Origin of the sequence: Aeromonas molluscorum (genome assembly GCF_051376105.1) — a bacterium.
GTDB lineage: Bacteria > Pseudomonadota > Gammaproteobacteria > Enterobacterales > Aeromonadaceae > Aeromonas > Aeromonas molluscorum.
The window spans coordinates 18,237-43,825 of record NZ_JBPQCY010000003.1; the positions used below are offsets into that span (position 1 = coordinate 18,237).

Here is a 25,589-nt window from a genome sequence, read left to right on the forward strand (position 1 = left end):
TGACTGCTAAGATAGCCGTCCCTCGGCGGGTCGGCATAAAAATGAACCGCCTTATACTATCACTTTATTTTCTGACGACGAAACGCGATGCCCAGAGTGAAATCCAGTAAAAACGGCCCGGCCCAGCGCCCGGCAGCCAAGGGTAAATCCGGCTTTGTCCGTATCATCAGTGGCCAATGGCGTGGTCGCAAACTGCCGGTGCAGGACGTGGAGGGACTCAGACCCACGACGGACCGGGTCAAGGAGACCATATTCAACTGGCTGGCCGCCCATGTCCGCGGCAGCCGCTGTCTCGACTTGTTTGCCGGCAGCGGTGGTCTGGGCCTGGAGGCGCTGTCGCGTTACGCCGAGCAGGTGACGCTGGTCGAGATGGACAAGGGTGCCGCCGACCAGCTCAAGAAGAACCTGGCCGCCCTTGGCAGCAGCCAGGGCGTCGTGATCCAGTCCGATGCCATCAGCTGGCTGCAAGGCCCGGCGACGCCCTTCAATCTCGTGTTTCTCGATCCGCCGTTTCGCCGTGAGCTGCTGCCTCAAGTGTGTGAGCTGCTGGAGCAGCGCGGTTGGCTGGCACCGGATGCGCTCATTTATCTGGAGCGGGAGAAGGAGTTCGACGATCTGGTGCTGCCCAGTAACTGGCAGTGCCTCAAGGACAAGCAGGCCGGTCAGGTTTGCTATCAGCTCTATATGAGGAGCGCCATTGCGGCGTCTGCCTAATCGGTTTCTCTGACGCGAGTTGAGCCACCGGGAAACCTCTGTCTGTTCGGTATTGGTGCTATTTAAGGGAGTTACACAATGGGACGTCTGCTTAATCTGTTGGCCATGGGCCTCACCCTCTTCTTCTGGTTTGGGGTCATCGTCAGTCTGGTGGTGACACTGCCCGGCAAGCTGAGCAGCTTCTTGCCCATCTGCGGCGTCATAGTGGCGCTGATGCACTGGGTACAGGCCAGCATGATCCGCGCCGCCTGCAAGCCCCACTTCTTCGTGACCAATAGTGAATTTGTGCAGGTGCTGATCTTCGGCGTCTTCGGCATGCGCGATATCCGCGCCCGGCTCAAGGCCATTGTGGACGCAGGCAGCAAGCCGCAGCCATAAAAAACCGGGTTGCCCCGGTTATCAATCTTGTCTGGAAGGCCTGCTTGTCAGGCCTTCTCTTTTTTGCCGACGCTGATGCCCAGCTTGATGGAGAGCGCGGCCAGCAAGAGCAGCATCATGATCAGCGAGAAGAAGTTGCTACCAAGCTCGGGGTACTGCACCTTCTGCAGCGCAGCATGACCAAAGCCGCCGATAAAGAAGCAGAGCCAGACGCAGACTGGCGTATTGCCTTCCATGGGCTCGCTCACGTAGCAGCGATAGAGCTGATGGGCCGCCAGCAGGAAGGCGATGATGGGAAAGAAGGAGAAGGGCACGGGGTCCGATACCAGCACCGCAAGGCTGGCGTCACCACAAATGCCGACCAGAAGGGCCAGCAGCAGGGGTTGTTTGGGAATGGTGTTGACGTCATGCATGGGGAAACTCCTGTTGACTCCTGACTTATGACTCACGACATGGCCTCGCGACGGCGCTGATTCTGCAGCTCGGCGCCCATGGCGATCATCCGTAACTGGCGCACAGTGCGATCGGCCAGGGCCCGGCACTCTTCACTGCTCATGTCCAATGCATCGGCACCGGCACTGAAGACGATGGTCACCATGGCCTCGGCCTGGATATAGGCCTCTTCCCGTGGCGCCCCCGAAGTGGCCTCCAGGTAATCGGTCAGCTCGGCGATGAAATGCTGTATCTCCCGGGCGACCGCCTGACGAAAGGCGGCCGAGGTGCCGGAGCGCTCGCGCAGCAGCAATCTAAAAATGTTGGGATTGTTTTCGACAAATTCCATGAAGGTCGACACAGAGGTGATGATCACGCCACCACCACCGGCGATGCGCTGCCGTGCCTGGCGCATCAATTGCCGCAGAGTCAGCCCGCCCTCATCGACCAGGGTCAGCCCCAGCTCTTCCATGTCACGGAAGTGACGATAAAAGGAGGTCGGCGCTATCCCTGCCTCCCGCGCGACTTCTCGCAGACTCAGGTTGGAGAAGCTGCGATTGGCGCACAGCTGGCTGAACGCAGCGTCGATCAGCGTACGCCGGGTCTTTTCTTTTTGTTCTGCGCGAATACCCACGAAAACAGTCACCTTCCACATATTGAGGCCAAATGATAACCCGAAGGTGGGCTGGGCTGTCACTTTTTTACCATTGACCCGCCGCCGGGCTACGGAGAGAATAGCGAACAGCTGTTAGCTGAAAAGGACACCCAGGATGGAACGCCCACCAATTATCATCTCCAACACCCTGCTGTTTGCCCTGACCGGGCTAGCGGCCCTGATCGCCGTGCCCTGGTACGGCCTAACCCAAGGCTTCGATGCCTGGCAATGGGCCAGCTTCCTGGTGCTGTTTTGCTATTGCGGCATCTCAATCACCGCAGGCTATCACAGACTCTGGTCCCACAAGACCTACAAGGCGCACCCGGCGCTGCAGTGGCTGTTCGCCATCGGTGGCGCCCTTGCCCTGCAGAACTCGGCCCTGCACTGGTCCTCGGATCACCGCCGCCATCACCGCAACGTGGACGACGATCATCAGGATCCCTACTCCGCCAGCCGCGGCTTCTGGTACTCCCACATCGGCTGGATGCTGCGGGAATACCAAGGGGATCGCTATCACGACTACAGCAATGTGCGCGATCTGCAGAACAACCCCGTCGTTGCCTGGCAACACAAACACTATCTGGCGCTGACCCTGGCCACCAACATCGGCATCCCGCTGCTGCTTGGGCTTGTCCATGGCGATCTGATCGGCATGTTGTTGCTGGCGGGGGTGCTGCGCATGGTGATGACCCACCACACCACCTTCTTCATCAACTCCCTGGCTCACATCTGGGGCAGCCAGCCGTTTACGGATCGCAACAGCGCCCGTGACAACGGTATCCTCGCCTTCTTCACCTTCGGTGAGGGCTATCACAACTACCATCACCTGTTCGAGAACGACTACCGCAACGGCATTCACTGGTGGCAGTACGATCCGACCAAGTGGCTGATCCGCTGTTCCGCCTGGCTGGGGCTGGCCAGGGATCTGCGTACTTGCCCGGAGGAGCGCATCGAGCAGGCACGGCTGCAGATGCAGCTCAAACGCGCCCATGCCAAGCTGCAAAAACGTGACGATATGGAGATGTGGCAAACGCTGCTGCAGGAGGAGTACGACAAGCTGAGCCAGCAGTTGCAGCACTACTACGCCAGCCGCAAGCGCCTGCTCGAAGAGCGTAAACGCAAGGCCCTGGCCCGCTACGATGCCCTCAAGCTACAGCTCGAATACCGCAGCCTCAAGGGAGGCTTCCGGGTCAGTCGCCGCAACTGGAATCGCCTGTTGGCCAACCTGGCCTAACCACGGACCCGACAGCAAAAAAGAGCAGGCCCCATCACGGGGCCTGCTCTTTTTCATGGCATTGATACCTGTCGCGCAGCCTGGTCATTCACTGTCATCGACGAGAGGTTCAGGCCAGCCAAAGGCGCCATACCGGCGGAAAAATACCATAAAAAATGGGGCGACATCTGCATGTCACCCCCTCGCAAATAGCATGTTCCATATTGGAATTCAAACCATCAGTTCCTCACCTGACTCTCGGGTTTCCGCTCCCTCGAACACGTGCCCACAGGAGCGATCCCACGGGGTTGAACTGATGCTTCTTGTTCCACAACCCGGCGAACCGGGCTGTTTGTCCTTGCACTGGAAATCTTACCCAGTTCGCCATCGGAAAAACGTTTTCACGACATCATATAACTCAGGACATTGCCAGTTACCCTAACACTACATTTACATTTCATTTTAAAAACATATGGTTATGTTTCATCCTATGGCGTTATCCCTGTCCACCCCGCCAAATGGCTTACACGGCTTTGCGAGATCTCGCACACAGGAGGGGCGAAAGCGCTACAGCCAGGGGCGCAGCGGCAGCCAGTCGCTCAGGCGGGCAATCAGCCGCCGCCACCAGGGGGAAAGGAGGTCGGGCTCACAAGCCCGTTCCTGCCAATGATGCAGCCACCCCTGCAGCTCGGCGCACAGGGGAGCGCAGTGCAGGCGCAGCATCAGTTCGGTGTTGAGGTGCAAGGAGCGCGGATCCAGATTGAAGCTGCCAAGCAGCGCCTCTCGCTCCCCCAGCAGTATCAGCTTGGCGTGCAGGCTGAGGCCGCAGCTGGCGGGCAGCTCGGCCAGTACCACTCCCTGGCGCAGCAGCCAGGGGCGGTGACGATAGTAGGCGCCATACACCAGGGGCACATCCGTACTGCCCAGGGAGTTGGTGAATAGCCGGATCTCTATTCCCTGGCGGCGCAGGCGCTGCAGCTCGCGGCGCAGCCCCCGGGTCAGGATCAGATAGGGGCTCACCAGTTGCAGCAATCCCTGGCTCTCGGCCAAACGCCGCCACAGGTAACGGGCAGTACCGGGACGGGATACCAGCCCCTTGCCGGGTCTGTCGAACAAGACTTCGGCCCGGCCCGGATGCCAGGTCAGCACCGCTGGCTCCTCAAACAAAGCTGGGGGCAAATCATAGATGGCGGCGATGGCGGGATCGGTCAGGGTCAGCAGGAAGTCATTGACCGCCCTCGCCTCGAGCTGCCCAGGTCTGCGGTGCAGCAGACGACGGATGGGCTGACTCCAGCGGCTGCCCCAGAATTGATCGAATCCCTGCTCAAGTGACTGACAGAGGGGGCCGCGACAGCCAATATCCAGATCGAGGAAGTGGGGGCCTGCCCCCAGGCCGAAGTAGGCATCCCCTATGTTACGCCCCCCCAGGATGCCGATATTGCCATCCACCAGCAGCAGCTTGTTGTGCATGCGGTGATTGAGACGACGAAAGCTGAAGCAGGCCTCCAGCAAGAGCGACAGTGGCCGCCAGCCCCTTAACCAGAACGGATTGAACAGCCGCACCTCAATGCCGGGCTCGCAGGCCACCATCTCCAGGAAGCGATTGTCCCCGGCGTAGAGATCATCGATGAGCAGTTGAACTCGCACGCCGCGCCGGGCGGCACACAGCAACTCGGCCAGCAGCAGTTTGCCACTGGCATCCTCGGCCCAGCTGTAATACTGGGCCTGGACGCGACTGCGGGCGGCGCGGATCAAGGCCAGACGCTGTCCCAAGGCCAATGCTGGCTCGGCCAGTAGCACGAACTCCCCTTCCTTCACCCTGCCTCCTCGTCATCGCCTTGTCATGGTGCTGGTCCATATAGTGACAGAACCGGCCGCCATAAGGAGCCCTCATGGACCTCAGTCAACAGGCGTCACGCCCTCAATCTTATCCACCCCGCCATCAACCGGAATGGTCACTGCCGCCTTGGTTTCTGCACCATCCCGATCGATGCGCGGTATGCCCATCCTCCCCGGAGACCCGCATCCATGCAGGACCGTCATTGCCTCAATGAGGCTGACACTGCCTTAGCGCAGAGCCTGCAAGGCCAAGAGAGAAGAGCGATCAGTGCTGAGCCGTGGTGGCCTCGATGGCGGCGGCCTTGCCTTCTATCTGAGGCAGGCTGAAACGGTAGGCAACATAATATTTGTAAATGGTGCCCACATAGTTGATGGGGCCCTGGCCCACCTCCTTGGCCACCAGCTGCTCGACGTTGCCAAACCAGATATCGGGATCCAGTCCCTGGCTGGCAGCCTTGTCTCGCAAGCTCTGCAACCGGTTGGGCCCGGCGTTGTAGGCGGCCAGCGCCAGCAGGTGCCGGTTGAGCACATCTATCTTGGGATCCTGGAAATAGGTGTCGAGCAAGAAGCGCAGATAACGGCAGGCCGCCTCCACATTGCCCTCCAGAGTGCTCAGCCTGGCGCCATTGATGCCCACCTCGGCACCCGCCACGGGTCGCAGTTGCATCAGACCGATGGCCCCCCCCGGCGAACGGGCGCCGGGATCCAGGCCAGACTCCTTATAGGCCAGGGCCGCCAGCATCAGCCAGTCCAGCTGGTACTGCTGTGCATACTTCTCCAGCACGGTACGAATGCGGGTCAGACGGGACAGTCGTTCGGTGGCCAGCAGGTTACTCATGGGATCACTCTGACTCAGCAGGCGCCGCAGCATGAGATCGCTGTAGAGGCGACGGCTATCTGTCTTTGCCAGGTAACGGTTGGCGGCCTCAAGCAGCCCGGTGCTGTGTTTGGGCAGCGCCCAGGCACTCTTGCCGTTGTCGCGCAGGGGGATCAACTTGTGCACCTTGAGACCGGGCAGCATATCGAGCCAGATCCGTCCCTTGAAGCTGTCGGTTACCGTCAGTGGCACCAGACCGGCGGCCACCATCTCCAGCAGATCGCCATCCTGCAGGTATTCAGGCACTGTCTCTATGTAGACGGGGGGCAACCCCAGCTCGCGCAACAGGCGATTGAGTTGTTGCAGGCTCTCGTAATAGCTGGAACTCTCCCGCACCCAGATACGCCGGCCGGAAAGCTGGGTAATGCGATTGAAGGCGGGCAGGCTGTTTTTGCTCACCACCCACTCTTCGATGGGCGCTATCACGGGCTGGGTAAAGCTGACCTGTTCCAGGCGCGCCTGGGTCACGGTGAGATTGGCGGCTACCATGTCGCCACGCCCCTCGGCCAGATAATCGAGCAGCTTGTCCTGGCGTACCGGCACGTAGACGATCTTGAGCTTGATGGGATCCTTGGCCAGATAGGTCTGATTGAGCCAGCGCTCGAAGCCTTGCAGCTGATTGACCAGGACGCCGCGTTCCAACCCCTTGTCAAAGAAGAAGAAGCCGCGCTCATAGACCACCAGGGCCCTCAACTCCTTGCGCTGCAAGATATTGTCGAGATCCCCTGGCTGGGGAAGCAGGTGCGGCTTGAGATCCGCCGCCAGCAGGGGGAGAGAGCATAACCAGGCCAGCAGAGCCCATAACCATAGCCGCATCTATTCGCCTTCCTTGACCGGAGCATGCCGGATGGCTCCAATGATTAACGATAGAACGAGACCCGGGGCTGATGGGCCGACACGGCAGCGTCCTGCTGCCGTGATAGAGGAGGCTCCTTAGAGTGAGCGGGCCCGCAACTCGAAGATCAGCTTCTCGGCGGTGCAGGTGAATTGCAGGCGCGCCTTGAGTTCGACCCCATCGGCGACCTGGTCCAGGCTGCAGCTCACGTTGGCTTCTTCGCTCACCTGCTTGGCCAGGGTCTCATAACTGGCCAGCTTGGCACGAGCCGCCTGTTCGGTCGGCGCCGCTATCACCAGATCCAGCACATCATCACCTTCGCCAATGATGGTGCCTATCTCGGCAAAACAGCCGCAGCTGTCACAGGTCTCTTGCACTTTATCTTCTACCGACATGATGACACTCCTACTTCAATAAGATGATTTCAAGCCCGAGGGATCGGGATATCAGTTGTAACAAATGAGAGAGTGTCACTTGTTGGGCGAAATCAAGAGTGAGCCAAATAAGGCGGCAACACCACCAAAAAATACGGCGACCCAAGGTCGCCGTATCAAGTTGGTGCTACTCGTCCCCTCAACCGCCACCTCCTGTGACAGCTAGCCGTTGGCCAGAGACGGGACTCAGAGTAGGGTGATGAAGATATGAAAACAAATGGTATAAATTCATCTTAGAATTGAAGGAGATTCATAACCCATGTTTCTGGAACAGCTGGCCCGCACCGATCTCAACCTGCTCATCATCTTGCAAGTGCTGCTGGAGGAGCGCAACGGCAGTCGCGCCGCCCGTCGCCTTCACCTCAGCCAATCTGCCGTCAGCAAGGCCCTTGGCCGGTTGCGGGACGCCTTCGCCGATCCCCTCTTCATCCGCTCCGCCTATGGCCTTGAGCCCACTCCACGCGCCCTGGCCTTGCAGCAACAGTTGCAGCCAATACTGCTCAGCCTGGACACCTTGCTGCAACCGCCCGCGTTCGATCCCTCAAGCTCGGAGCGCGAGTTCGTCATCGCCAGCATGGACAGCGCCTTCACCCTGTTCGCGCCTCTCTACCTGAGCGAGCTCAAGCGCCGCGCCCCCAGGGTGCGGCTGCGCTACGAGGAGTGGACGGAGCACAGCCTGACCGAAATGGGCCAGGGTCAGGTCGATCTCGCCATCACGGTACGGGAGAACTGCCTCACCTCCGACTTTCGCCAGGACACCCTGCCCGGCACCATCTGCCAGCGCCTGCTCGCCATCGACAACCTCACCTGCCTGGTGCGCCTGGATCACCAGGCACTGGCCGAACCCGACTGGGATCTGGCCCGCTACCTGACCTATCCCCATGTGCAAACCTATTGCGAGGGGCGGGATCGCTGGATGCTGGATCACAAGCTGGCGGAGCAGGCGTTGCAGCGCCGCATAGAAGCGACTGTGCCCTCCTTCGAGGCGGCCCTGCGCATGAGCATGCACTCGGACATGATAGTCACCCTGTCGCGCCTCTATGCCCGCCACGCCACTCAGGTCTACCCCCTGACCCAGTTGCCGCTGCCCATCGCCCTGGACAGCATCTCCCATCTGCTGATCTGGCATCAGAGTCACGAGGCCGATCCGGGCCATCGCTGGCTGCGGGAAACCCTGTTCGACCTCATCCTCGCCGGGTTGGCAGAGGAGGCGGCCTGAGCGTTGGTTGGTAACGAGCAAGACGCCCCAGCCCCGCCACAAACAAGGAGCCCGGCACTGGGCCGGGCTCCTTCTGGCATCGATTGGGTGACGTTCAGCCCACCACCTGCAGGTAGTGATGCACCCCATCGAGCAGCATCTGCACCGAGATCATCACCAGCAACATGCCCATCAGCCGCTCCACCGCCGTGAGTCCTCGCTCACCCAGCAGCTTGTTGAATACCTCGTAGAACATCAGGATGACGGCGCTCGCCCCCCAGGCCATCAAGAGCGCCAGTGACCAGTCGGTCATGCGGCCCGGCGCCTGGTTGGCAAGCAGCAACAAAGAGGCAAGGATGGAAGGGCCCGCAATCATGGGGATCGCCATGGGCACCAGGAAGGGCTCCTCCCCGGCGGCCAGCCCGGTCACGCCACCGGGAGTCGGGAAAATCATCTTGATAGCGATGAGGAAGAGGATGATGCCGCCGGCGATGCTCACCGCCTCCTGACGCAGATTGAGGAAGCTCAAGATCTGCTGACCGGCAAACAGGAAGCCCATCATGATGGCGAGCGAGAACAACAGCTCGCGCATCATCACCTTGCGACGCCGCTTGGGATCGATATGGCGCAGGATCGAGAGGAACACCGGCAGGTTGCCGAGGGGATCCATGATCAGAAACAGCATGACGGCAGCGGAAAAAGTATCCATAGCGCTTCCAGGGGAATGAGGGCGAAGAGAGGGGCGAATATAGCAAAGGGAGGGGGTCTGTGCGAGCCCATGAGCGGACTCGCAGTCACGCAATCACCGTGGCGAGTGGCTAACCGTGGCGACAGATCTTCTCGGCACTGGTCTGAAAACCCTGCTCACTGTCGATGAACTTGCCTCGCTCGCGCAGGAAAGCGATGAGACCATCGGCATCCAGGTCGCTCATGCGGCAAGTGTGGTAACGGGCATCGACACCAAAGCGGCTGGCCATTGCCTGCTTGAGGCTCCCTTCGCTGAACTGACCTCCCTCGGACAGCATCATCTCCATCACGGCATGACCATGGATAGACTCGGACATCTTTCACCTCCAAATGACCCTCATAAGCATCCATTACAACCTGCCCCAAGCGGGGACTCCTTGATATATGCCAATAAATGTACAATTAACGGCACGCCAAGCTGGCCCCGATGGCCTCTTTGTCGATAATGTGGCAACCGGATGAGGGGACGGCTACACTGGCGCCCTTTTCGCCACCACGACTGAAAATAAGGACATTGGCGTCATGCTGTTCCATGGACGGGCCTTCAAGCCCTGGCGGATCTGGACCCGCCGCCCTCTCTGGCTGAAGACCTTGATCGGCATGCTGACTGGCGTCGCCATCGGCCTGGGCTGGAGTGAGCAAGCACTGCTGCTCAAACCCATAGGTACTCTGTTCGTCAACACCATACAGATGCTGATGGTGCCCCTCATTTTCTGCTCCATCATCGCCGGCCTCACCGGCCTGCTCAAGGGTCAGACTCTCGACCGCGTAGGCATACGCGCCATCGGCTACTACCTCTGCTCCACCGCCCTGGCCATCTGTATCGGCCTGATGATGGGCTGGTTGCTCGAACCCGGGGTCGGTGCCGATATGGGCCCCTACCAGAGGCCAGAGGCGATCCAGGATCTGACCCTGGCCACGGCACTGACCCAGCTGGTACCACGCAATCCCATCCAGGCCATCGTCGATGGCAAGATACTGCAGGTCATCGTGTTCGCGGTGGCTCTGGCCCTGGCACTCAATGCCAGCGGTCGCCGTGGCCGGCCGGCCATCCGCGCCTTCACCTCCCTGGCGGATGGCATGTTCACCCTGACCCAGATGGTGATGTCCCTCGCCCCTTACGGGGTCTGTGCCCTGATGGCCTGGATGACGGGCAAGTATGGCGGGGCCATCATGCTGCCCCTCTTGAAGGTGATTGGCGCCGTCTACCTGGGTTGTCTGCTGCACGTACTCGGGGTCTACAGCAGTCTGTTGCTGCTACTGGCCCGGCTCAACCCGCTGCACTACTTCAAGAGCATCATCGATGCCCAGGCGGTGGCCTTTACCAGCAGCTCGAGCGAGATCACCCTGCCCATCAGCCAGACCTGCGCCGAGCGCCGACTGGGGGTATCCCCCCGCATCGCCGCCAAGGTCTTGCCCATAGGCGCCACCATCAACATGGATGGCACAGCCCTCTATCAGGGGGTCACTGCCCTGTTCGTCGCCCAGGCGTTCGGGGTCGACCTGCATCTGTTCGACTACCTGATCATCATCAGCATCGTCACCTTGGCCAGCATAGGTACCGCCGGCACCCCGGGCACCGGCCTGATGCTGCTGACCCTGACCCTCACAGCAGTGGGCTTGCCCCTGGAGGGGGTGGCGCTGATCGCCGGCATAGATCGCATCCTCGACATGGCCCGCACCACGGTCAACGTCTCGGGGGACCTGCTGGTCTCCGTGTTGATCGGCCGCCGGGAAGAGGAGCTGGATCTGGCGATCTACCAGGATCCCAGGGCCGGGGAAGAGATAGACTTCAGCGCCCGCTGAACCCGGCGCCGGATGCCATCAACGACAGGGGCCCTTGAGTGGGCCCCTGTCGTTGGTTGATGCCGCATCAGGCATCGTGGGGATCATGACGGCAACGCCAGCAGATCTCGAAGTTGGCCTCGTTCTCCTCCCCGCACTGGCCGCAGAGCCAGCCATTGCCCTGGCGCTGCTGGTAACGCTCTATCACCCCCCCGGCCCGGCTGCGATCCTGCTCGCGCACCAGCAAGGTCACCTGCAACAAATCCACCGGCAACTCGCCGATAGCCCCTGCCAGCCCCTCACCGCTGAGCCTGACCGGGATCCCTTCCACCTCCAATGCCCCCTTGAGGGCATGGGCCTCCAGGGAGTGGGAGGCACGGTACAGATTGAACCAGTTATCCATCTTGTTCCTTCATAACAGCTTGTCGATACCGAATTCTTCCCCGTGTTGCACCATGAAGTCGATGAAGGCACGCAACTTGCGCGGCATCAACTGACGCTCAGGAAACAGCAGGTAGAGCGATACTCTGGGTTGGCGCCACTCGGGCAGCAGCGACACCAGCTTGCCGTCCGCCAGCTCGTCGTGACAGAGCATGGCGGGCAGAGAAGCCAGACCGAGCCCGGCCTTGGCCGCCTCTCTGGCACAGGTAATATTGTTGACCACAAAACGGGAGGGCGGATCCACCAGCACCTCTTCCTCCCCACGCTCGAAGCTCCAATAGTTGGTGAGAAAGCCGCTGCTGACCTTGATCCGTTCATGGCTCGCCAGATCCTCGGGCCGTAGAATGACCCCATGACTGGCCAGATAGTCCGGGCTGGCACAGAGGATCCGCTCCGTGCCCCACAGCCGGCGAGCCGCCAGATTGGAATCTATCATGTCGCCGACCCGCACCACGGCATCGAGCCCCTCGCTGATGGGATCCACCACCCGGTTGGTCAGTTCCAGTTCGACCTTGAGCGCAGGATACGCCAACAGGAAGCGGGCGACCATGCGCGCCACCACCATCTGACCCGTCTCGATGGGGACCGCCAGTTTGAGTACCCCGGTCACCGCCTGCTGGCTGGCACTGAGCATCAGCTCGGCCTGGGCCAGCTCGTTCACCGCCTTGCTGCAGCGCTGGTAATAAGCCTCCCCCGCCTCGGTCAGGGTAAGCTGACGGGTAGAACGATAGAGCAATCGCACTCCGAGTCTCTGCTCCAGTTCGGCTATGCGGCGACTGACGGTCGCCTTGGTCATCCCCAACTCCTGAGCGGCCGCGGTGAAGGAACCCTTGTCGACGATCCGCACCAAAACGAGGGCTGCGTTCAAGTCCATTGTTGCACCAGTGAAACTGTATTTCTCATGGAACGATACTAATCGAAACAGTGATGGGATGTTAGCCTGTTCACCTTAAGTTCAGGAATCCACCTCATGAGTCAACAAAAGAAGATCCCCCTGCTGGTCGCCATGGTGCTGCTGCTCCTTGGTCTGCTGTTCGCCCTCTATTGGTACGGTTACGGCCGCCACTTCGAGCGCACCGACAACGCCTATCTGCAGAGCGAGATGACGGGCATTGCCACCAAGCTGCCCGGCTACATCAGCAAGGTCCTGGTCACCGACAACCAGACCGTCAAGGCGGGCCAGTTGATCGCCCGTCTCGATGACAGGGAGTACCGTGCCCAGTTAGCCGAGGCCGAGGCCAATGTCGCCCTGAACCGGGCGGATGCCGCCAATCTGGAAGCCAACCTCATCCAGCAGCACAGCGTGATCCGCCAGGCCGAAGCCAAGGTAAGCGAGTCCAGGGCCGAGGTGGTGCGTGCCCGGCAACAGGTCAGCCGAATTGGTCGGCTCAACACGGCTCACTACAGCTCCCAGGACAATCTGGATGAAGTGCGGGCCAACTTGCAGGTCAGCCAGGCCCAGCAGCAGGATGCCGAAGCCGGGGTGCAAGCGGCACGGGATCGTCTGGCCGTACTCACCTCCGAGCGTGATCAGAGGCAGGCGCTGATCGACCTCAGCCTGGCCCAGCTCGCCAAGGCCAAGTTGAATCTGAGTTACACCGAGCTCAAGGCACCCGCCGATGGGGTCATCGGCAAACGCAGTCTGCGCGAGGGGCTCTATGTTCAGTCCGGCATGCAGATAGCCAGCCTGGTGCCCCTGAGCGGAGTCTGGGTAGAAGCCAACTTCAAAGAGACCCAGCTCGCCAACATGGTGCCTGGCCAGAAGGTGGAACTGATCCTCGATGCCTATCCGGACCAGCCGGTCGAGGGGATCATCGACAGCCTCTCCCCGGCCACCGGGGCCAAATTCGCCCTGCTGCCGCCGGAAAACGCCACGGGTAACTTCACCAAGATAGTGCAGCGGGTGCCGGTCAAGATCCGCATCCCGGCGCCGGGTGCCTTGGCAGGCAAGCTGCTGCCTGGTCTCTCCACCGAGGTGATAGTGGATACCCGCAGCACCGGTGACACCGAGTCCCAGCTGGCCGCCCATTGATGGAAGCCGTACCACGTCGCAACTGGATAGCCGTCATGGGGGGGCTCATCGGCGCCTTCATGGCCATCCTCGATATCCAGATCACCAATGCCTCCCTCAAGGACATTCAGGGGGCACTGTCGGCCACCCTGAGCGAGAGCTCCTGGATCTCCACCTCCTATCTGGTGGCGGAGATGATAGCCATCCCCCTCAGTGGCTGGCTCAGCCGTGGCCTGAGCGTGCGCCGCTATCTGCTGTGGACCACCGGGGCCTTCATCTTCTCCTCCGTGCTCTGCTCGTTCAGCTGGAACCTGACCAGCATGATAGTGTTTCGCGCCATGCAGGGTTTCACCGGCGGCGCCCTCATTCCCATGGCCTTCTCGCTGATCATCAGTCTGCTCCCCCTGCACAAGCGGGCCACCGGCATGGCGCTGTTTGGCCTCTGCGCCACCTTCGCCCCCGCCATAGGCCCGACCCTGGGCGGCTGGCTGACCGAACAGCTCTCCTGGCATTACATCTTCTACCTCAACGTGCCGCCCGGTTTGCTGGTGATGGCCATGCTGGCCCATGGTCTGGACAGGAAGCCCATCGACTGGACCATCATGCGCCAGGTCGATCTGGTGGGCATAGTGACCATGGCCGTCGGGCTGGGCCTGCTGGAAGTGGTGCTGGAAGAGGGCAACAGGGAGGACTGGTTCGGCTCCAGCTTCATCGTCAAGCTCACCCTGATCTCGGGGGTCGCGCTGATCTTCTTCGTCATCAGCCAGCTGCTGCGCCGCCATCCTCTGGTCAACCTGCGGCTGTTGCACAACCCCCGCTTCGCCCTGGCCTGTTTCGCGTATCTGGTGCTGGGCATGGCGCTGATGGGATCCATCTATGTGCTGCCGCTCTACATGGCCCAGATCCACAACTACAACGCCCTGGAGATTGGCGAGGTGCTGATGTGGATGGGACTGCCCCAGCTACTGGTGCTGCCCCTGGTGCCCAGGCTCATCCAGAAGATAGATCCGCGTTATCTGGTGAGTTTTGGGTTTCTCATCTTCGGTCTGAGCTGCTTCATGAACGTCAACATGAGCGCCGACTACGCCGGCCCCCAGCTGATCCAGTCCTTGATAGTGCGGGCCCTGGGCCAGCCGTTCGTCATGGTGCCACTCTCCCTGATCGCCACCGCCAGCCTGACGCAAGACGAGATCCCCTCCTCTTCCACCCTGCTCAATGTGCTGCGCAATCTGGGAGGCGCCTTCGGGATCGCCATCATCGCCACCCTGCTCGACAACGATACCCGCGTCCATGTCAGCCAGATCAGCAGCACCCTGGCCGCCAGCAGCATAGAGGGGCAAGCCTATCTGATGAACCTGGCCAACAGCATGCTGGCCCAGGGCAGCGATCCCGCCATCGCCTATCAGCAGGCCCAGGCCAGACTGGCAGGCACCATAGAGCGGGATGCCGCCATCATGGCCTACAACAAGGTGTTCTACGTGATGGGCATCTTCCTGCTGGTCGCAAGCGCTCTCGTCCTCTTCCTCAAATCCCCCGCCCCCAGGGCGAGCGACGCCGAACCGCTGGAAGCGCATTGACGGCAAAGGGGCCCTGGGGCCCCTTCGCTATGCGCCGTGATAATGCGTGGATGGCTGACTTAACTCGCCAGAGAGGCGGCTATCAGAAACTGCGCGGCAAAATAGCTGCTCATCACCCAGGCACTGGCATGGGGGAAGGGGCGACGAAAGCGGTTGAAGGCCAGCAAGGCATCGGAACAGAGGAACAAGAGCGCGCCGACCAAGGCGGCGGCACTGCCCGCGGTGAGAGAGGCACGCCAGGCGGCGGCGGCGACCCAGACCAGCCCTATCATCATCAGGGTGTAGCAGAGCACAGGCCAGCGCATCGCCCCCAGGTGAGGGCGCAGCAGGCCGAAGTAGACACCGGCCACCAGGATCAACAGCAAGCCATCTACCAGGTTGAGCACCAGCGGTCCTTGGGCCAACCCGACGATATAACAGAGGTGTGCGACAAGAAATGCCGCCAGTCCCTGCAAGAAACGATCGACCGGCAACATCAGCATGATGTCGCCAAGCAGGGAAAGACAGAGCCCGAGCAGGATCCAGGCGTGGGAACCATTGTGATCGTCCCCGTGATAACCGAACGCCAAAGCAACGATCAGCAGCATGGTCAACGGCTTGCTCAGGTAGAACTGGCGGGTATCAGTGCCGTAGGCAGCCTTGATATGCCACCAGGCGGACGCGATGATCAATACACTCAACCACATGCCGGATACCCCTTCCCCATGACGATGCTTGCCTGGCGAAGTGAAGACCCAGTGCCGCGTCAGGGTAGCAAATTCCGGCTCTCGGGGGCAGGGGTGAGACGCGAATGAGCTGGCTACGCCTAAAGTCTAATTGCCCTTCCCCCCATCAATAGGGCATAAGGGTGTTTCTGGAGGAACCCCATGGAAGAGCCAATGAAAAATTACATGCCCGCCATCGATATCATGATGTGTCACCTCGGCATCAGCTTCGAGCAAGCCTGTGAGCAGCTCGGCCTGACCCTGACCGAGCAGCAGACCCTGAGCTCAATGCAGAGCCGGGAGCTGCAGGACTGATGTTCCTGCCCTGTCCTGGAGAGCCCGGAACATGAATCCGATAAGGCGCCTGCGGGCGCCTTCTCTTTTTTGACGCCTCACCCGATATGCCCCTGCTCGTCCTCTCGCTCACGCCGACAGATCACGCTCTCCCTGCCACATAGCCCGCAGCCATGAATGTACAGGCTGCCCCCTATTTGCCATCCCTCCCATTCCCGCAATAGGCCAGGCGCATTTCCCCATAAAAAAACGGCGCCGAAGCGCCGTTATCATGACGGGAGTTGCTGCCTTGCTCAGGCGGCCTTTTGCCGTCTGCGCTGCAGCATCACCACCAGGCCAAACAGCAGGAAACCAGGCAGCCACATCAGCTCCTTGCGCCAGCCTTCGGTCGGGGCACTGACGGCAACGATCTGCTGGTCGAACTGCAGATTGGCATCGGCCGCCGGACTGCCGAAGGCCACATTGTCGATCAGTGTCTTGCCATCCTGCTCATACAGGCTCAGCCCCAGGGCCTCCAGGCGCTCTGCGCCGGTGGCGCCCTGCGGCACTCCCAGCAGCAGGCTGTACTCTCTGTGTTTGCCGACGGCATCTTCCCCGGCGATACGCAGCCGCAACGTGCTCTCGGCCGCCACTTCCCCCAGAGTCTGGGTCAGCTGTGCCGGGGGCGTGTCGCGGTAGGGGTTATGCACCATGTCCATCCAGAAACCGGGGCGGAACAGGGTGAAGGCCACCAGCAACAACGCCAGGCTCTCATACCAGCGGCTTCTGACCAGGAAATAACCCTGGGTCGCCGCCGCGAAGATCAGCATGGCGATAGTCGCCACCACGAAGATCAAGACGCCATGGGCGAAGTCGACATCGATCAGCAGCAGATCCGTGTTGAAGATGAACAGGAAGGGCAGCGCCGCGGTGCGCAAGCTGTAGTAAAACGCCGTGATCCCGGTCTTGATGGGATCGCCCTTGGAGACGGCGGCCGCTGCAAACGAAGCCAGTCCCACCGGCGGCGTCACGTCTGCCATGATGCCGAAATAAAACACAAACAGATGGACCGCGATGAGCGGCACTATCAGGCCGTTCTGCTGACCAAGGGTCACCACCACGGGTGCCAGCAGGCTGGAGACCACGATGTAGTTGGCCGTGGTCGGCAGCCCCATGCCGAGTATCAGACTCAGCACGGCGGTCAGGATCAGCATCAGCAGCAGGTTGCCCATGGAGAGCACTTCCACCAGATCCGCCAATACCAGGCCAACCCCGGTCTGGGAGACGGCACCCACTATGATGCCAGCCGTCGCCGTCGCGATGCCGATGCCAATCATGTTGCGGGCACCGGCGATCAGACCTTCGCGCAGATCCACGACTCCATCATTGAGAGTGCCGTAATCATGCTTGCCATCGGTGCGCAGCCAGTTGAGCAGCGGCCGCTGGGTGAGCAGTATGATCACCAGCATGACGGTGCCCCAGAAGGCGGACAGACCCGGAGAGAGTCGCTCTATCATCAGACACCACACCAGCACCACCACGGGCAGCAGGAAGTGCAGCCCGGAGAGCAGCACGGCGCGGGTCTGGGGCAGTTCGGTCAGTGGTTTGTCCGGATCTTCGGCTGGCAGAGGTTCATTGCTGGCGGCAATTTTGAGCAGCCCCACATAGACCAGCGCCAGCAACAGGCTGACCCCCTCGAGGGCATAGTCACCCAAGGCAGGTTTGAGCCAGCCCAAGCCATAGTAAACCGCCAGAGAGAGGCCGCTGATCAGGAAAGCGCCGAAGGCAAAACCGGTCAGACGACGCAACCAGGTCTTGGGCTGCTGGCCGCCTATGGGCTCCATGCCCAGCTTGAGCGCCTCCAGATGCACAATGTAGAGCAGCGCTATATAGGAGATGGCCGCCGGCAGAAAGGCATGCTTGATGATCTCCACATAGGGAATGCCCACATATTCGACCATGAGGAAGGCCGCTGCCCCCATCACGGGCGGCATGATCTGGCCATTGACCGAGGAAGCGACCTCCACGGCCCCCGCCTTCTCCGCACTGAAGCCGACTCGCTTCATCATGGGAATAGTGAAGGTGCCCGTGGTAACCACGTTGGCGATAGAAGAGCCGGAGATGAGCCCGGTCAGGCCAGAGGCGACAACCGCCGCCTTGGCGGGGCCGCCGCGCAGGTGGCCGAGCATGCTGAAGGCGAGCTGGATAAAGTAGTGACCGGCGCCGGCCCGCTCGAGCAGGGCACCGAACAGCACGAACAGGAAGACGAAACTGGTGGAGACACCCAGGGCGATACCAAACACCCCCTCGGTGGTGATCCACTGGTGGTTGGCCAGGGCGGTGAAACTGACCCCGCGGTGGGCAAGCAAGCCCGGCATATAGGGACCGGCCAAGCTGTAAATCAGGAAAACCAGCGCAATCACGGCCAGGGCCGGACCCAGGGCGCGGCGCGCGGCTTCCAGCAAGAGCGGAATACCGATACAGGCGGTGATCAGGTCTGCCGTGGTGAGATTACCGGGACGCTGGGCCAAGTCCTGATACATCACAAACAGGTAAGAGGCGGCGCAGGCGGCAATGATGCCAAGCACGATGTCGGCGACCGGCACATTGTCTCTGGGCGAGCTGCGAAAAGCCGGGAACACCAGATAGGCCAGCAGCAGTGCAAATGTCAGGTGGATGGCACGGGTCTCGGTGTCGTTCAGGACGCCGAAGCCAACCAGAAAAGGCAGTGGGGACGCTATCCAGAGCTGGAACAGCGACCAGGCTAGGGCCAGGGTAGTGATAAGCCAACCCATAGGACCTATGGGCAGACGAGCCCCTACGTCCTGGGCGATGAGTTCTTCGGTAGAGAGTTGTTTTTCTTGCATAGGGTGTGTTTTTGCCAAGGGTTACAACAAGAGCAACACTCGTCAGCCCGCTGGCAAACCAGGCGCTGACGAGTGTCGATGTACAACTACAGTGACCCGGCAGGGTCCCTAATCAAACGCAATTACAGCCAGCCACGCTCTTTGTAATAGCGAACGGCGCCTTCATGCAGCGGGGCAGACAGACCAACCTTGATCATGTCCTTCTCGTTCAGGTCGGCAAAGGCCGGGTGCAGGCGCTTGAAGCGATCCAGGTTGTCAAACACGGACTTGACCAGCTGGTAGACCACTTCAGGATCGGCCTTGGCACTGGTAGAGAGCACGGCCTTGCCACCGATGGACGGGGTCGGCTTGTCGTTGCCCTTGTAGAGACCACCGGGGATCTCGGCCTTGGTGTAGTAGCTCTTCTCGGCCAACAGCTTGTCGATCTCTGCGCCGGTCACCGGCACCAGCACGGCATCGGTCGTGGTGGTCGCTTCCTGGATGGCACCGTTCGGGTGGCCCACGAAGTAGCTCATGGCGTCGATGTTGTTATCGCCGAGGGCAGAGGCTTGCTCGGCCGGTTTCAGCTCGGAAACCAGGCTGAAGGCAGACTTGTCCCAGCCCTTGACGGCCATGATCTCTTCCATGGTGTCACGCTGGCCAGAGCCCGGGTTGCCGATGTTGACGCGCTTGCCTTTCAGATCGTCGAAGCTGGCAATCTTGGCATCACGACGGGCGAGAATGGTGAACACTTCGCTCTGCAGGGAGAAGACGGCGCGGATGTCATCCATGGCACCTTCGGCCTGGAAGGGGGGCAGACCTTTCATCGCCTTGTACTGGTGATCAGACTGCATGATGCCGAAGTTGAACTCACCGCTGCGAATACCGTTGACGTTAGCGACACCGCCGCCGCTGGCCGGGGCGTTGCACTTGATGTTGTGCTCGGCGGCGCCGCGGTTCAGGAAGCGGCAGATAGACTGGCCCGCCACATAGTAGACACCGGTCTGACCGCCGGTGCCTATGGTCACGAAACGCTCTTGCGCCTGCACGGCACCACCGAAAGAGGCGGCAGCCAGCACTGCGGACATGGCGCACGCCAAGGATAATCCTTTCATGTTTTCCATCCTTTTTTCATTGGTTTTTACATCACCCGACTCCCGGGTGAAATCAAAGGAGCGGCCCTCAGCACCAGGCTGGTCCGTCTCGACCCCGATTAGGAAATGGCGCCTGCCAGAGATGGCAGCACCAAGATTGTCGCAACCCTGCGAATAGACGCCAGCATCCTGCCGACCGAAGACGATTTACCTGTTTTATCAAGCAAATCAAAAATAACGCACTCAGATTTTAACCACACACCGTCAACATAAATCAAACAGGAGTGCAAAAATGGCGCTAGAAATAGCGCAATTTATGACATGTGTCATCCTATTCTCTCGCTCAGTCGCGACAAAGGGATTCCCATGAGTCATAAAAATTAACAACTGTCGCGGCCTGACCAAATAAGGCCGCGACTGGCTATCGGTCAACCCGGCTTGACTGTTTCCGGCTGAGACAGTTGCAGCAGGAAGGCAAACTCCAGGGCTATGTCCTCATAGGCCTTGAAGCGACCGGATTTTCCACCATGACCCGCCTCCATGTCGGTGTGGAGCAGCAACTCGTTGTCATCCGTCTTCAGCTCACGCAACTTGGCCACCCACTTGGCCGGCTCCCAGTACTGCACCTGGGAGTCGTGCAGACCCGTGGTAACCAGCAGGTTGGGATAGGCCTGGGCCTTGACCTGATCGTAGGGGCTGTAGTCGAGCATGTAGTCGTAATAACGTTTCTTGTTGGGATTGCCCCACTCGTCATACTCCCCGGTGGTGAGCGGGATGGATTCATCGAGCATGGTGGTCACCACATCGACGAAAGGCACCTGGGCCACGACGCCATGATAGAGATCGGGGGCCTGGTTGATGACGGCCCCCATCAGCAGGCCGCCTGCACTGCCCCCCATGGCGTAGACCTGATCCTTGGCACCATAGCCCTGCTCCACCAGCGCCTTGGTGACATCGATAAAGTCGTGGAAGCTGTTCTGCTTGTTGAGCAGCTTGCCATCCTCGTACCACTGGCGACCCAACTCCTCGCCACCGCGCACGTGGGCGATGGCGTAGACGAAGCCGCGATCCAGCAAAGAGAGCCGCGCCGAACTGAAGTCGGGATCCATGCTGGCGCCATAGGAGCCGTAGCCGTAGACCAGCAAGGGGGTCTTGCCCCCTTTGAACAGATCCTTGCGATAGACCAGAGAGACAGGCACCTTGACCCCGTCCCGGGCCGTGACCCAGAGCCGCTCACTCTTGTAACGCTCGGCCTTGAAGCCCGCCACCGCCTGCTGCTTGAGCAGGGTACGCTTGCCGTTTGCCATGTTGAGCTCAAAGGTGGAGGTCGGCGTGGTCATGGAGCTGTAACCGTAGCGCAGCAGCTCGGTGTCCGGCTCAGGGTTGTAAGAGAGACCGGTGACATAGGCGGGATCGTCGAAGCTGATCTCCTGCTGCTCACCGCTCTGCCAGTTGATCTGACGCAACCGGGTCAACCCCTGGCTGCGCTCCTCGACCACCAACCACTGCTTGAACAGGGCATACCCTTCGAGCAGTACGTCCGCTTGCGGCGCGACCACGGGGCGCCAGCGATCGACCGGACTCTCCTTGGTCTCGTAGAGGCCGAAGTTCTTGCCGTCCTTGTTGGATCGCACATAGAAGCGACCCCGGTAGTGATCCAGGCTGTATTCGTGATCCGGCTGGCGCTTGAGGAAGAGGCGCGGCGCCTGCTGCGGATTGGCAGCATCGATGAGCCAGGCCTCGTCCGTGGTGGTGCTGGAGAGGGAGATGACGATGAAATCTTCCGAGGTGGTGGCCCCTATGCTGACATAGAAGGTGTCATCCTTCTCCTCATAGACCAGCTGATCCTTGGCAGGATCCGAGCCGAGCACATGGCGATACACCTGATAGGGCAGCAGGGTCTGCGGGTGCTTGCGCACATAGAACAGGGTCTTGTTGTCCGCGGCCCAGACGATGTTGCCCGAGGTGTTTTCCAGCTTGTCGCTGGCCCACTGGCCATTGTTCAAATCGAGAAACTGCACCTGATACTGACGACGGGAGAGGTAATCCTCCGCCACCGCCAGCCAGCGATTGTCCTGGCTCACTTCCAGCGCACCCAGCTCGTAGAAGTCATGTCCCTCGGCCCGCTGGTTGCTGTCGAGCAGGGTCACCATCACCCCCTGCTCAACCGACTGGCGAGCATAGATGCCATACTCCTTGCCTGGCTCATAACGAGTCTGATAGCGATAGCCATTCTTGACGTAGGGGACAGAGGTATCCTGCTGGGGAATGCGCGCCACCATCTCCTTGTAGAGCTGGGCCCGCAGTGGGGTACTTGGCGCTAGCCGCGCCGCCGTGTAGGCGTTCTCGGCATTGAGATAGGCCAGCACCGCCGGATCCTTGCGCTCATCATCGCGCAACCAATAGTAGTTGTCCGTGCGGCTCTGCCCATGCTTCTTGAGGATCTTGGGGTGTTTGGCCGCCATCGGCGGCTGGGGGGCGGCATCTGTCATCGGCACGTCTGTCATCGGCATGGGGGACTCATCATTGGCATATGAAGCTGTGCCTGCGGCCAGCGCAGACAGCAACAGGAGGCAGCGAGAAAGGCTGAACATGTCGCATCCTTTGCGATTTAAGGGTTAACACGGGGGACTGACGCCCCCTTAATCGGTCATCAATCTGCCCCTTGTGGCGCCCGGTTGCAAGGGGCACCCATGAAAAAGGCCGTTCTGTGAAGAGAACGGCCTGATCCAGGTCCTGGGTGAGGCAAGATTCGCTCAGGTGTGCCTCACATGGGGAAAGTCCTCACCCGGACCCATTAGCCCGGGTAGCTGGCCCAGAGCGCGGTCTGACCCGCCTCGTCGATGGCCAACACCTGATAGGGCTGACCCGGGATATCCATGCCGGGGGCACTCTGTGGCATACCAGGGATAGTCAACCCGCGGATGGCCGGTTTCTTATCCAGCATGCGCTGCACGTCGGCGGCGGGCACATGGCCTTCCACCACATAACCACCCACCAGGGCGGTATGGCAGGAGGCCAGCTGCGGCGTCACGCCATGCTGCTGCTTGATGGGTTCGAGCTGCTCGGTGTTGACCACCTTGAGCTCGAACCCATTGTCCTGCATGTGCTTTATCCACTGCTCGCAGCAGCCGCAATACTGGGATTTGTAGACCGTCATCGGCTCGGCGGCCAGAGCTGACAGGCTGGTGACGCCCGCCACCAGGGCCAGCCACAGGGCTGGGATCTTGCGTATAGACATAACTACCTCGACTGATATTGCTTCAATGGACATTGATACGAAGGACCCCGGCAGGGGTTCATTATCATCAGATCGTGGTGCGAGGCGGGCGCTCGAGTCGCTCCAGCGGCGGCTGGGGCACATAGAGGGAGGGAGCAATGAATTCAGGGTCTGCCGGGCTCTGCTCGGCCAGGGTCAGGCTGTCGCTGCTGACCAGGCTCATGGCCAGCACTGTGGTGAAGCTGCCGCAGGGCATGGCCTTTTCCAGGGTACGCTCGGCTTCGCTGCAATGGGGCGTCAGGGTACAGAGATCCGCCGCAGCCCGGCTGCCAAACGACATCAGCACCAGCAGCAGACCCCAGAGGGGCAGCCAGCGGCGTGCATTGTCTAATTGGCGAGGGGTCAGTAGCATGGGGCAGCTCTGTGAAAATAATGGCCCATGCTAACCTGCCCCCCAGGGGTAAGGTCAAGGGTGCCTGCAGGGCAACCCTTGATCCGGATCAGCTTGCCGGCCGATCAGCGCTGGATGCGAGCGATGACCCCGCCACCAGGGTCTGACCCGGACCATCGGCAGATCCCCGCACCTCGGCACCACTCAGCTTGGCTGACGGGTAGCGGCCAGCACTATCTCGCGCACGCAGACGCTGGCTGGCTGGCGCCAGGCATAGAGCACGGCCTCGGCGATTACCTCGGGGGCGATGACGCCCCCCATGCTCTCCTTCCAGCCATGATATCCGGCCTTGATCTGTTCATCCGTGGTATGGCTGAGCAGCTCGGTCTCCACCGCCCCCGGCGCTATGGTCACCAGACGCACCCCGAGGTCGGCCACCTCTTCACGGATGTTCTCGGTCAGGGCATGCACCGCAAACTTGGTGGCACAGTAAGCGGCATGATTGGGGAAGGTCTTGCGCCCGGCGATGGAGCTGATGTTGATGATGGTGCCGCTGCGCCGCGCCTTCATCCCCGCCAACACCGCATGCACGCCGTTGAGCACCCCCATCACGTTGATGTTGAGCATCTGCTGCCACTCGGCGGGATCCTGCACATCGGCTTGGCCAAGCAGCATGACGCCGGCATTGTTGACCAGGCAACCGACCGGGCCGAAACGCGCCTCGGCCTGGTCGATGGCTGCCCGAAACGCTGCGGTATCGGTCACATCGAGGGGCAGACAGAGGCTGTCTGGCAAACCGAGTGCCACCATGGGTTCAACCCGACGAGCCAGCAGCAGCAGGGGGTGACCCGCCGCCGAGAAGGCGCGGGCAATGGCGGCACCTATGCCTGCGGAGGCACCGGTCACGACGACGAGGGGTTTGGACATGGGAGTTCCTTATTGCGGATGAAAGGGGCTGGTCAGCACCAAGTTCATTCACTATAGTCGCGCCATCTATCAGCGATAAATATAGATTTCCGCTGGTTATCATCTGAAATAACTATGGTAACGCCATGCTGGATTTGAGACTGCTGCGCTTTTTCATCGCCATCTATGAACAGAAGAACATCACGGCCGCTGCCGAACGCTGTCATGTCAGCCAACCTTCCCTCTCCGCCGGTCTGCGTCAGCTGGAAGAGAGCCTGGGGGACAATCTGTTCCTGCGCGGCAAGAAGGGGGTAGAGGCTCTGCCTGCGGCCCACTATCTCTATCCCCATGCGGTCAAGCTGGTCGAGGAAGCGCGTCGCCTGCCCGAGCTGTTTCGCCAGAAGGCGAGCCGGGCCCGCCTCAACCTCGCCGTGATGCCGGATCTGAGCAAGCGCCGCCTCGCCGCGCTGTTGCAGCGGATACAACAGCATCTTCCCTCCCTGGATTTGACCCTGTCAGACCATGAAACACCGGCCGACTGCCGCTTGACCCTGGATGTGCTGCGCCGGGAAGACGAGATCTTTCTGCCGCTCTGGGAGGAGGACTATGTCTTGTGCGTGCCCGCAGCTCACCCCTTCGCCCGGCGCGAGCAGGTCGAACTCCATGAGCTGCAGGATCAGGATTTCATCGAGTGTCCCCCCTGCGAAGCCCATCAGCAGACCCTGGGCCTGCTCGCCTGCGACCGGCTCACCCTCAATCTGGTGGCCAAGGCGCAGAGCAAGGGGCTGGTGATGGCCCTGGTGCTGGCGGGTGTCGGCATCAGTTTTCTGCCCGATGGGTTGGTTGAGGATGAACCGGCCCTGCGCTGCGTGCCCCTCGCCGGGCCGAGGATGTTTCGCCGCATAGGGCTCTGCTATCCGGCACGCCAGACCCTGAGCCCAGCTCTGGTCGCATTGATCCCCGAACTGGCCGCAAGGCCCGCTTCTTGATAAGTTTCCACCTAACTCCATGCCCCAGGT

Annotated in this window: 25 protein-coding genes; 9 read left to right on the forward strand and 16 right to left on the reverse strand. The window is 60.8% G+C overall.

From position 1 onward, the window contains the following. The first annotated feature begins 87 nt into the window (after positions 1–87). Both rsmD and ACSMDR_RS19260 read left to right on the forward strand, forming a co-directional pair. Positions 88–714 carry a 16S rRNA (guanine(966)-N(2))-methyltransferase RsmD gene (rsmD, locus tag ACSMDR_RS19255; RefSeq protein WP_436469378.1) on the forward strand — a complete coding sequence of 209 codons (627 nt, stop codon included), beginning with the start codon at positions 88–90 and terminating at the stop codon, positions 712–714. A 78-nt stretch (positions 715–792) separates the two neighbouring features. Then, positions 793–1,092, forward strand: coding sequence for a DUF1145 domain-containing protein (locus ACSMDR_RS19260; RefSeq protein ID WP_436469379.1), 300 nt, complete (start codon positions 793–795; stop codon positions 1,090–1,092). A 47-nt stretch (positions 1,093–1,139) separates the two neighbouring features. Here the strand turns inward: ACSMDR_RS19260 and ACSMDR_RS19265 are convergent, their stop codons facing one another. Together ACSMDR_RS19265 and fabR are read right to left on the reverse strand one after the other, a co-directional pair. Continuing rightward, positions 1,140–1,505 carry a YijD family membrane protein gene (locus ACSMDR_RS19265; RefSeq protein ID WP_005895703.1) on the reverse strand — a complete coding sequence of 122 codons (366 nt, stop codon included), beginning with the start codon at positions 1,503–1,505 and terminating at the stop codon, positions 1,140–1,142. A 32-nt stretch (positions 1,506–1,537) separates the two neighbouring features. Beyond that, positions 1,538–2,158 carry an HTH-type transcriptional repressor FabR gene (gene fabR, locus ACSMDR_RS19270; protein ID WP_005895706.1) on the reverse strand — a complete coding sequence of 207 codons (621 nt, stop codon included), beginning with the start codon at positions 2,156–2,158 and terminating at the stop codon, positions 1,538–1,540. A 136-nt stretch (positions 2,159–2,294) separates the two neighbouring features. Here fabR and ACSMDR_RS19275 point away from each other — a divergent pair, with 136 nt between their 5' ends. Next, positions 2,295–3,413, forward strand: coding sequence for a fatty acid desaturase (locus tag ACSMDR_RS19275; protein ID WP_436469380.1), 1,119 nt, complete (start codon positions 2,295–2,297; stop codon positions 3,411–3,413). A 546-nt stretch (positions 3,414–3,959) separates the two neighbouring features. Here ACSMDR_RS19275 and ACSMDR_RS19280 read toward each other — a convergent pair. The 3 genes from ACSMDR_RS19280 to ACSMDR_RS19290 form a co-directional block, all read right to left on the reverse strand. Then, positions 3,960–5,210 (reverse strand): phospholipase D family protein, encoded by a 1,251-nt coding sequence (locus ACSMDR_RS19280; protein WP_436469381.1) that lies wholly within the window; start codon positions 5,208–5,210, stop codon positions 3,960–3,962. Positions 5,211–5,496: 286 nt separating this feature from the next. Continuing rightward, entirely contained in the window at positions 5,497–6,924 is a 1,428-nt protein-coding gene (locus tag ACSMDR_RS19285; RefSeq protein ID WP_436469382.1) for an MltF family protein, read from the reverse strand. Between the two features lie 117 nt (positions 6,925–7,041). Then, positions 7,042–7,338, reverse strand: coding sequence for a YfcZ/YiiS family protein (locus ACSMDR_RS19290; protein WP_436469383.1), 297 nt, complete (start codon positions 7,336–7,338; stop codon positions 7,042–7,044). A 298-nt stretch (positions 7,339–7,636) separates the two neighbouring features. On the opposite strand from ACSMDR_RS19290, the gene ACSMDR_RS19295 reads away from it, so the two are divergent. Further along, positions 7,637–8,596 carry a LysR family transcriptional regulator gene (locus ACSMDR_RS19295; protein WP_005895717.1) on the forward strand — a complete coding sequence of 320 codons (960 nt, stop codon included), beginning with the start codon at positions 7,637–7,639 and terminating at the stop codon, positions 8,594–8,596. Positions 8,597–8,690: 94 nt separating this feature from the next. Here ACSMDR_RS19295 and ACSMDR_RS19300 read toward each other — a convergent pair whose 3' ends face one another. Then, a complete protein-coding gene (locus ACSMDR_RS19300; RefSeq protein WP_005895719.1) occupies positions 8,691–9,284 on the reverse strand; it encodes a YhgN family NAAT transporter in 594 nt (197 codons plus the stop codon). Between the two features lie 109 nt (positions 9,285–9,393). After that, positions 9,394–9,639, reverse strand: coding sequence for a YecH family metal-binding protein (locus ACSMDR_RS19305; RefSeq protein ID WP_436469384.1), 246 nt, complete (start codon positions 9,637–9,639; stop codon positions 9,394–9,396). 205 nt (positions 9,640–9,844) lie between these two features. Here ACSMDR_RS19305 and ACSMDR_RS19310 point away from each other — a divergent pair, with 205 nt between their 5' ends. Then, entirely contained in the window at positions 9,845–11,128 is a 1,284-nt protein-coding gene (locus ACSMDR_RS19310) for a dicarboxylate/amino acid:cation symporter (protein ID WP_436469385.1), read from the forward strand. A 67-nt stretch (positions 11,129–11,195) separates the two neighbouring features. On the opposite strand, the gene ACSMDR_RS19315 is transcribed toward ACSMDR_RS19310, so the two are convergent. Both ACSMDR_RS19315 and ACSMDR_RS19320 read right to left on the reverse strand, forming a co-directional pair. Beyond that, positions 11,196–11,510 (reverse strand): putative signal transducing protein, encoded by a 315-nt coding sequence (locus ACSMDR_RS19315; RefSeq protein WP_436469386.1) that lies wholly within the window; start codon positions 11,508–11,510, stop codon positions 11,196–11,198. 9 nt (positions 11,511–11,519) lie between these two features. Further along, positions 11,520–12,422, reverse strand: coding sequence for a LysR family transcriptional regulator (locus tag ACSMDR_RS19320; protein WP_436469387.1), 903 nt, complete (start codon positions 12,420–12,422; stop codon positions 11,520–11,522). Positions 12,423–12,518: 96 nt separating this feature from the next. Between ACSMDR_RS19320 and ACSMDR_RS19325 the strand changes: the two genes are divergently transcribed. Together ACSMDR_RS19325 and ACSMDR_RS19330 are read left to right on the forward strand one after the other, a co-directional pair. Continuing rightward, positions 12,519–13,580 carry an HlyD family secretion protein gene (locus ACSMDR_RS19325; RefSeq protein WP_436469388.1) on the forward strand — a complete coding sequence of 354 codons (1,062 nt, stop codon included), beginning with the start codon at positions 12,519–12,521 and terminating at the stop codon, positions 13,578–13,580. Then, positions 13,580–15,136 (forward strand): DHA2 family efflux MFS transporter permease subunit, encoded by a 1,557-nt coding sequence (locus ACSMDR_RS19330; RefSeq protein ID WP_436469389.1) that lies wholly within the window; start codon positions 13,580–13,582, stop codon positions 15,134–15,136. Before ACSMDR_RS19325 ends, ACSMDR_RS19330 begins: the two co-directional genes overlap by 1 nt. A gap of 59 nt (positions 15,137–15,195) precedes the next feature. Here the strand turns inward: ACSMDR_RS19330 and ACSMDR_RS19335 are convergent, their stop codons facing one another. Next, positions 15,196–15,822: a lysoplasmalogenase gene (locus ACSMDR_RS19335; protein WP_436469390.1), complete on the reverse strand. Its 627-nt coding sequence runs from the start codon at positions 15,820–15,822 to the stop codon at positions 15,196–15,198. Between the two features lie 192 nt (positions 15,823–16,014). Between ACSMDR_RS19335 and ACSMDR_RS19340 the strand changes: the two genes are divergently transcribed. Further along, complete coding sequence (locus ACSMDR_RS19340) at positions 16,015–16,155, forward strand: hypothetical protein (RefSeq protein WP_005895741.1); 141 nt, start codon at positions 16,015–16,017, stop codon at positions 16,153–16,155. A 272-nt stretch (positions 16,156–16,427) separates the two neighbouring features. Here the strand turns inward: ACSMDR_RS19340 and ACSMDR_RS19345 are convergent, their stop codons facing one another. The 6 genes from ACSMDR_RS19345 to ACSMDR_RS19370 all read right to left on the reverse strand — a co-directional run bounded on the left by ACSMDR_RS19345 (position 16,428) and on the right by ACSMDR_RS19370 (position 24,591). Next, a complete protein-coding gene (locus ACSMDR_RS19345) occupies positions 16,428–18,980 on the reverse strand; it encodes a TRAP transporter permease (RefSeq protein WP_436469391.1) in 2,553 nt (850 codons plus the stop codon). 122 nt (positions 18,981–19,102) lie between these two features. Beyond that, the gene (locus ACSMDR_RS19350) at positions 19,103–20,074 is read right to left on the reverse strand and encodes a TAXI family TRAP transporter solute-binding subunit (RefSeq protein WP_005895749.1); all 972 of its coding nucleotides are present in this window, start codon (positions 20,072–20,074) and stop codon (positions 19,103–19,105) included. A 407-nt stretch (positions 20,075–20,481) separates the two neighbouring features. After that, complete coding sequence (locus ACSMDR_RS19355) at positions 20,482–22,647, reverse strand: S9 family peptidase (protein WP_436469392.1); 2,166 nt, start codon at positions 22,645–22,647, stop codon at positions 20,482–20,484. A 203-nt stretch (positions 22,648–22,850) separates the two neighbouring features. After that, positions 22,851–23,294 carry a DUF411 domain-containing protein gene (locus ACSMDR_RS19360; RefSeq protein ID WP_005895753.1) on the reverse strand — a complete coding sequence of 148 codons (444 nt, stop codon included), beginning with the start codon at positions 23,292–23,294 and terminating at the stop codon, positions 22,851–22,853. A gap of 67 nt (positions 23,295–23,361) precedes the next feature. Further along, positions 23,362–23,685 (reverse strand): hypothetical protein, encoded by a 324-nt coding sequence (locus tag ACSMDR_RS19365; protein WP_436469393.1) that lies wholly within the window; start codon positions 23,683–23,685, stop codon positions 23,362–23,364. A 183-nt stretch (positions 23,686–23,868) separates the two neighbouring features. Next, a complete protein-coding gene (locus tag ACSMDR_RS19370; protein WP_005895759.1) occupies positions 23,869–24,591 on the reverse strand; it encodes an SDR family oxidoreductase in 723 nt (240 codons plus the stop codon). A 125-nt stretch (positions 24,592–24,716) separates the two neighbouring features. On the opposite strand from ACSMDR_RS19370, the gene ACSMDR_RS19375 reads away from it, so the two are divergent. Beyond that, positions 24,717–25,559 carry a LysR family transcriptional regulator gene (locus tag ACSMDR_RS19375; RefSeq protein ID WP_436469394.1) on the forward strand — a complete coding sequence of 281 codons (843 nt, stop codon included), beginning with the start codon at positions 24,717–24,719 and terminating at the stop codon, positions 25,557–25,559. Positions 25,560–25,589 lie beyond the last annotated feature (30 nt).

Bases quoted from the DNA above. Each gene is read 5' to 3' on its own strand.
- rsmD (WP_436469378.1), top strand. From the start codon at position 88: ATGCCCAGAGTGAAATCCAGTAAAAACGGCCCGGCCCAGCGCCCGGCA.
- ACSMDR_RS19260 (WP_436469379.1), top strand. From the start codon at position 793: ATGGGACGTCTGCTTAATCTGTTGGCCATGGGCCTCACCCTCTTCTTC.
- ACSMDR_RS19265 (WP_005895703.1), bottom strand. From the start codon at position 1,505: ATGCATGACGTCAACACCATTCCCAAACAACCCCTGCTGCTGGCCCTT.
- ACSMDR_RS19275 (WP_436469380.1), top strand. From the start codon at position 2,295: ATGGAACGCCCACCAATTATCATCTCCAACACCCTGCTGTTTGCCCTG.
- ACSMDR_RS19285 (WP_436469382.1), bottom strand. From the start codon at position 6,924: ATGCGGCTATGGTTATGGGCTCTGCTGGCCTGGTTATGCTCTCTCCCC.
- ACSMDR_RS19290 (WP_436469383.1), bottom strand. From the start codon at position 7,338: ATGTCGGTAGAAGATAAAGTGCAAGAGACCTGTGACAGCTGCGGCTGT.
- ACSMDR_RS19295 (WP_005895717.1), top strand. From the start codon at position 7,637: ATGTTTCTGGAACAGCTGGCCCGCACCGATCTCAACCTGCTCATCATC.
- ACSMDR_RS19300 (WP_005895719.1), bottom strand. From the start codon at position 9,284: ATGGATACTTTTTCCGCTGCCGTCATGCTGTTTCTGATCATGGATCCC.
- ACSMDR_RS19305 (WP_436469384.1), bottom strand. From the start codon at position 9,639: ATGTCCGAGTCTATCCATGGTCATGCCGTGATGGAGATGATGCTGTCC.
- ACSMDR_RS19310 (WP_436469385.1), top strand. From the start codon at position 9,845: ATGCTGTTCCATGGACGGGCCTTCAAGCCCTGGCGGATCTGGACCCGC.
- ACSMDR_RS19315 (WP_436469386.1), bottom strand. From the start codon at position 11,510: ATGGATAACTGGTTCAATCTGTACCGTGCCTCCCACTCCCTGGAGGCC.
- ACSMDR_RS19320 (WP_436469387.1), bottom strand. From the start codon at position 12,422: ATGGACTTGAACGCAGCCCTCGTTTTGGTGCGGATCGTCGACAAGGGT.
- ACSMDR_RS19325 (WP_436469388.1), top strand. From the start codon at position 12,519: ATGAGTCAACAAAAGAAGATCCCCCTGCTGGTCGCCATGGTGCTGCTG.
- ACSMDR_RS19330 (WP_436469389.1), top strand. From the start codon at position 13,580: ATGGAAGCCGTACCACGTCGCAACTGGATAGCCGTCATGGGGGGGCTC.
- ACSMDR_RS19335 (WP_436469390.1), bottom strand. From the start codon at position 15,822: ATGTGGTTGAGTGTATTGATCATCGCGTCCGCCTGGTGGCATATCAAG.
- ACSMDR_RS19340 (WP_005895741.1), top strand. From the start codon at position 16,015: ATGAAAAATTACATGCCCGCCATCGATATCATGATGTGTCACCTCGGC.
- ACSMDR_RS19345 (WP_436469391.1), bottom strand. From the start codon at position 18,980: ATGCAAGAAAAACAACTCTCTACCGAAGAACTCATCGCCCAGGACGTA.
- ACSMDR_RS19350 (WP_005895749.1), bottom strand. From the start codon at position 20,074: ATGAAAGGATTATCCTTGGCGTGCGCCATGTCCGCAGTGCTGGCTGCC.
- ACSMDR_RS19355 (WP_436469392.1), bottom strand. From the start codon at position 22,647: ATGTTCAGCCTTTCTCGCTGCCTCCTGTTGCTGTCTGCGCTGGCCGCA.
- ACSMDR_RS19360 (WP_005895753.1), bottom strand. From the start codon at position 23,294: ATGTCTATACGCAAGATCCCAGCCCTGTGGCTGGCCCTGGTGGCGGGC.
- ACSMDR_RS19365 (WP_436469393.1), bottom strand. From the start codon at position 23,685: ATGCTACTGACCCCTCGCCAATTAGACAATGCACGCCGCTGGCTGCCC.
- ACSMDR_RS19370 (WP_005895759.1), bottom strand. From the start codon at position 24,591: ATGTCCAAACCCCTCGTCGTCGTGACCGGTGCCTCCGCAGGCATAGGT.
- ACSMDR_RS19375 (WP_436469394.1), top strand. From the start codon at position 24,717: ATGCTGGATTTGAGACTGCTGCGCTTTTTCATCGCCATCTATGAACAG.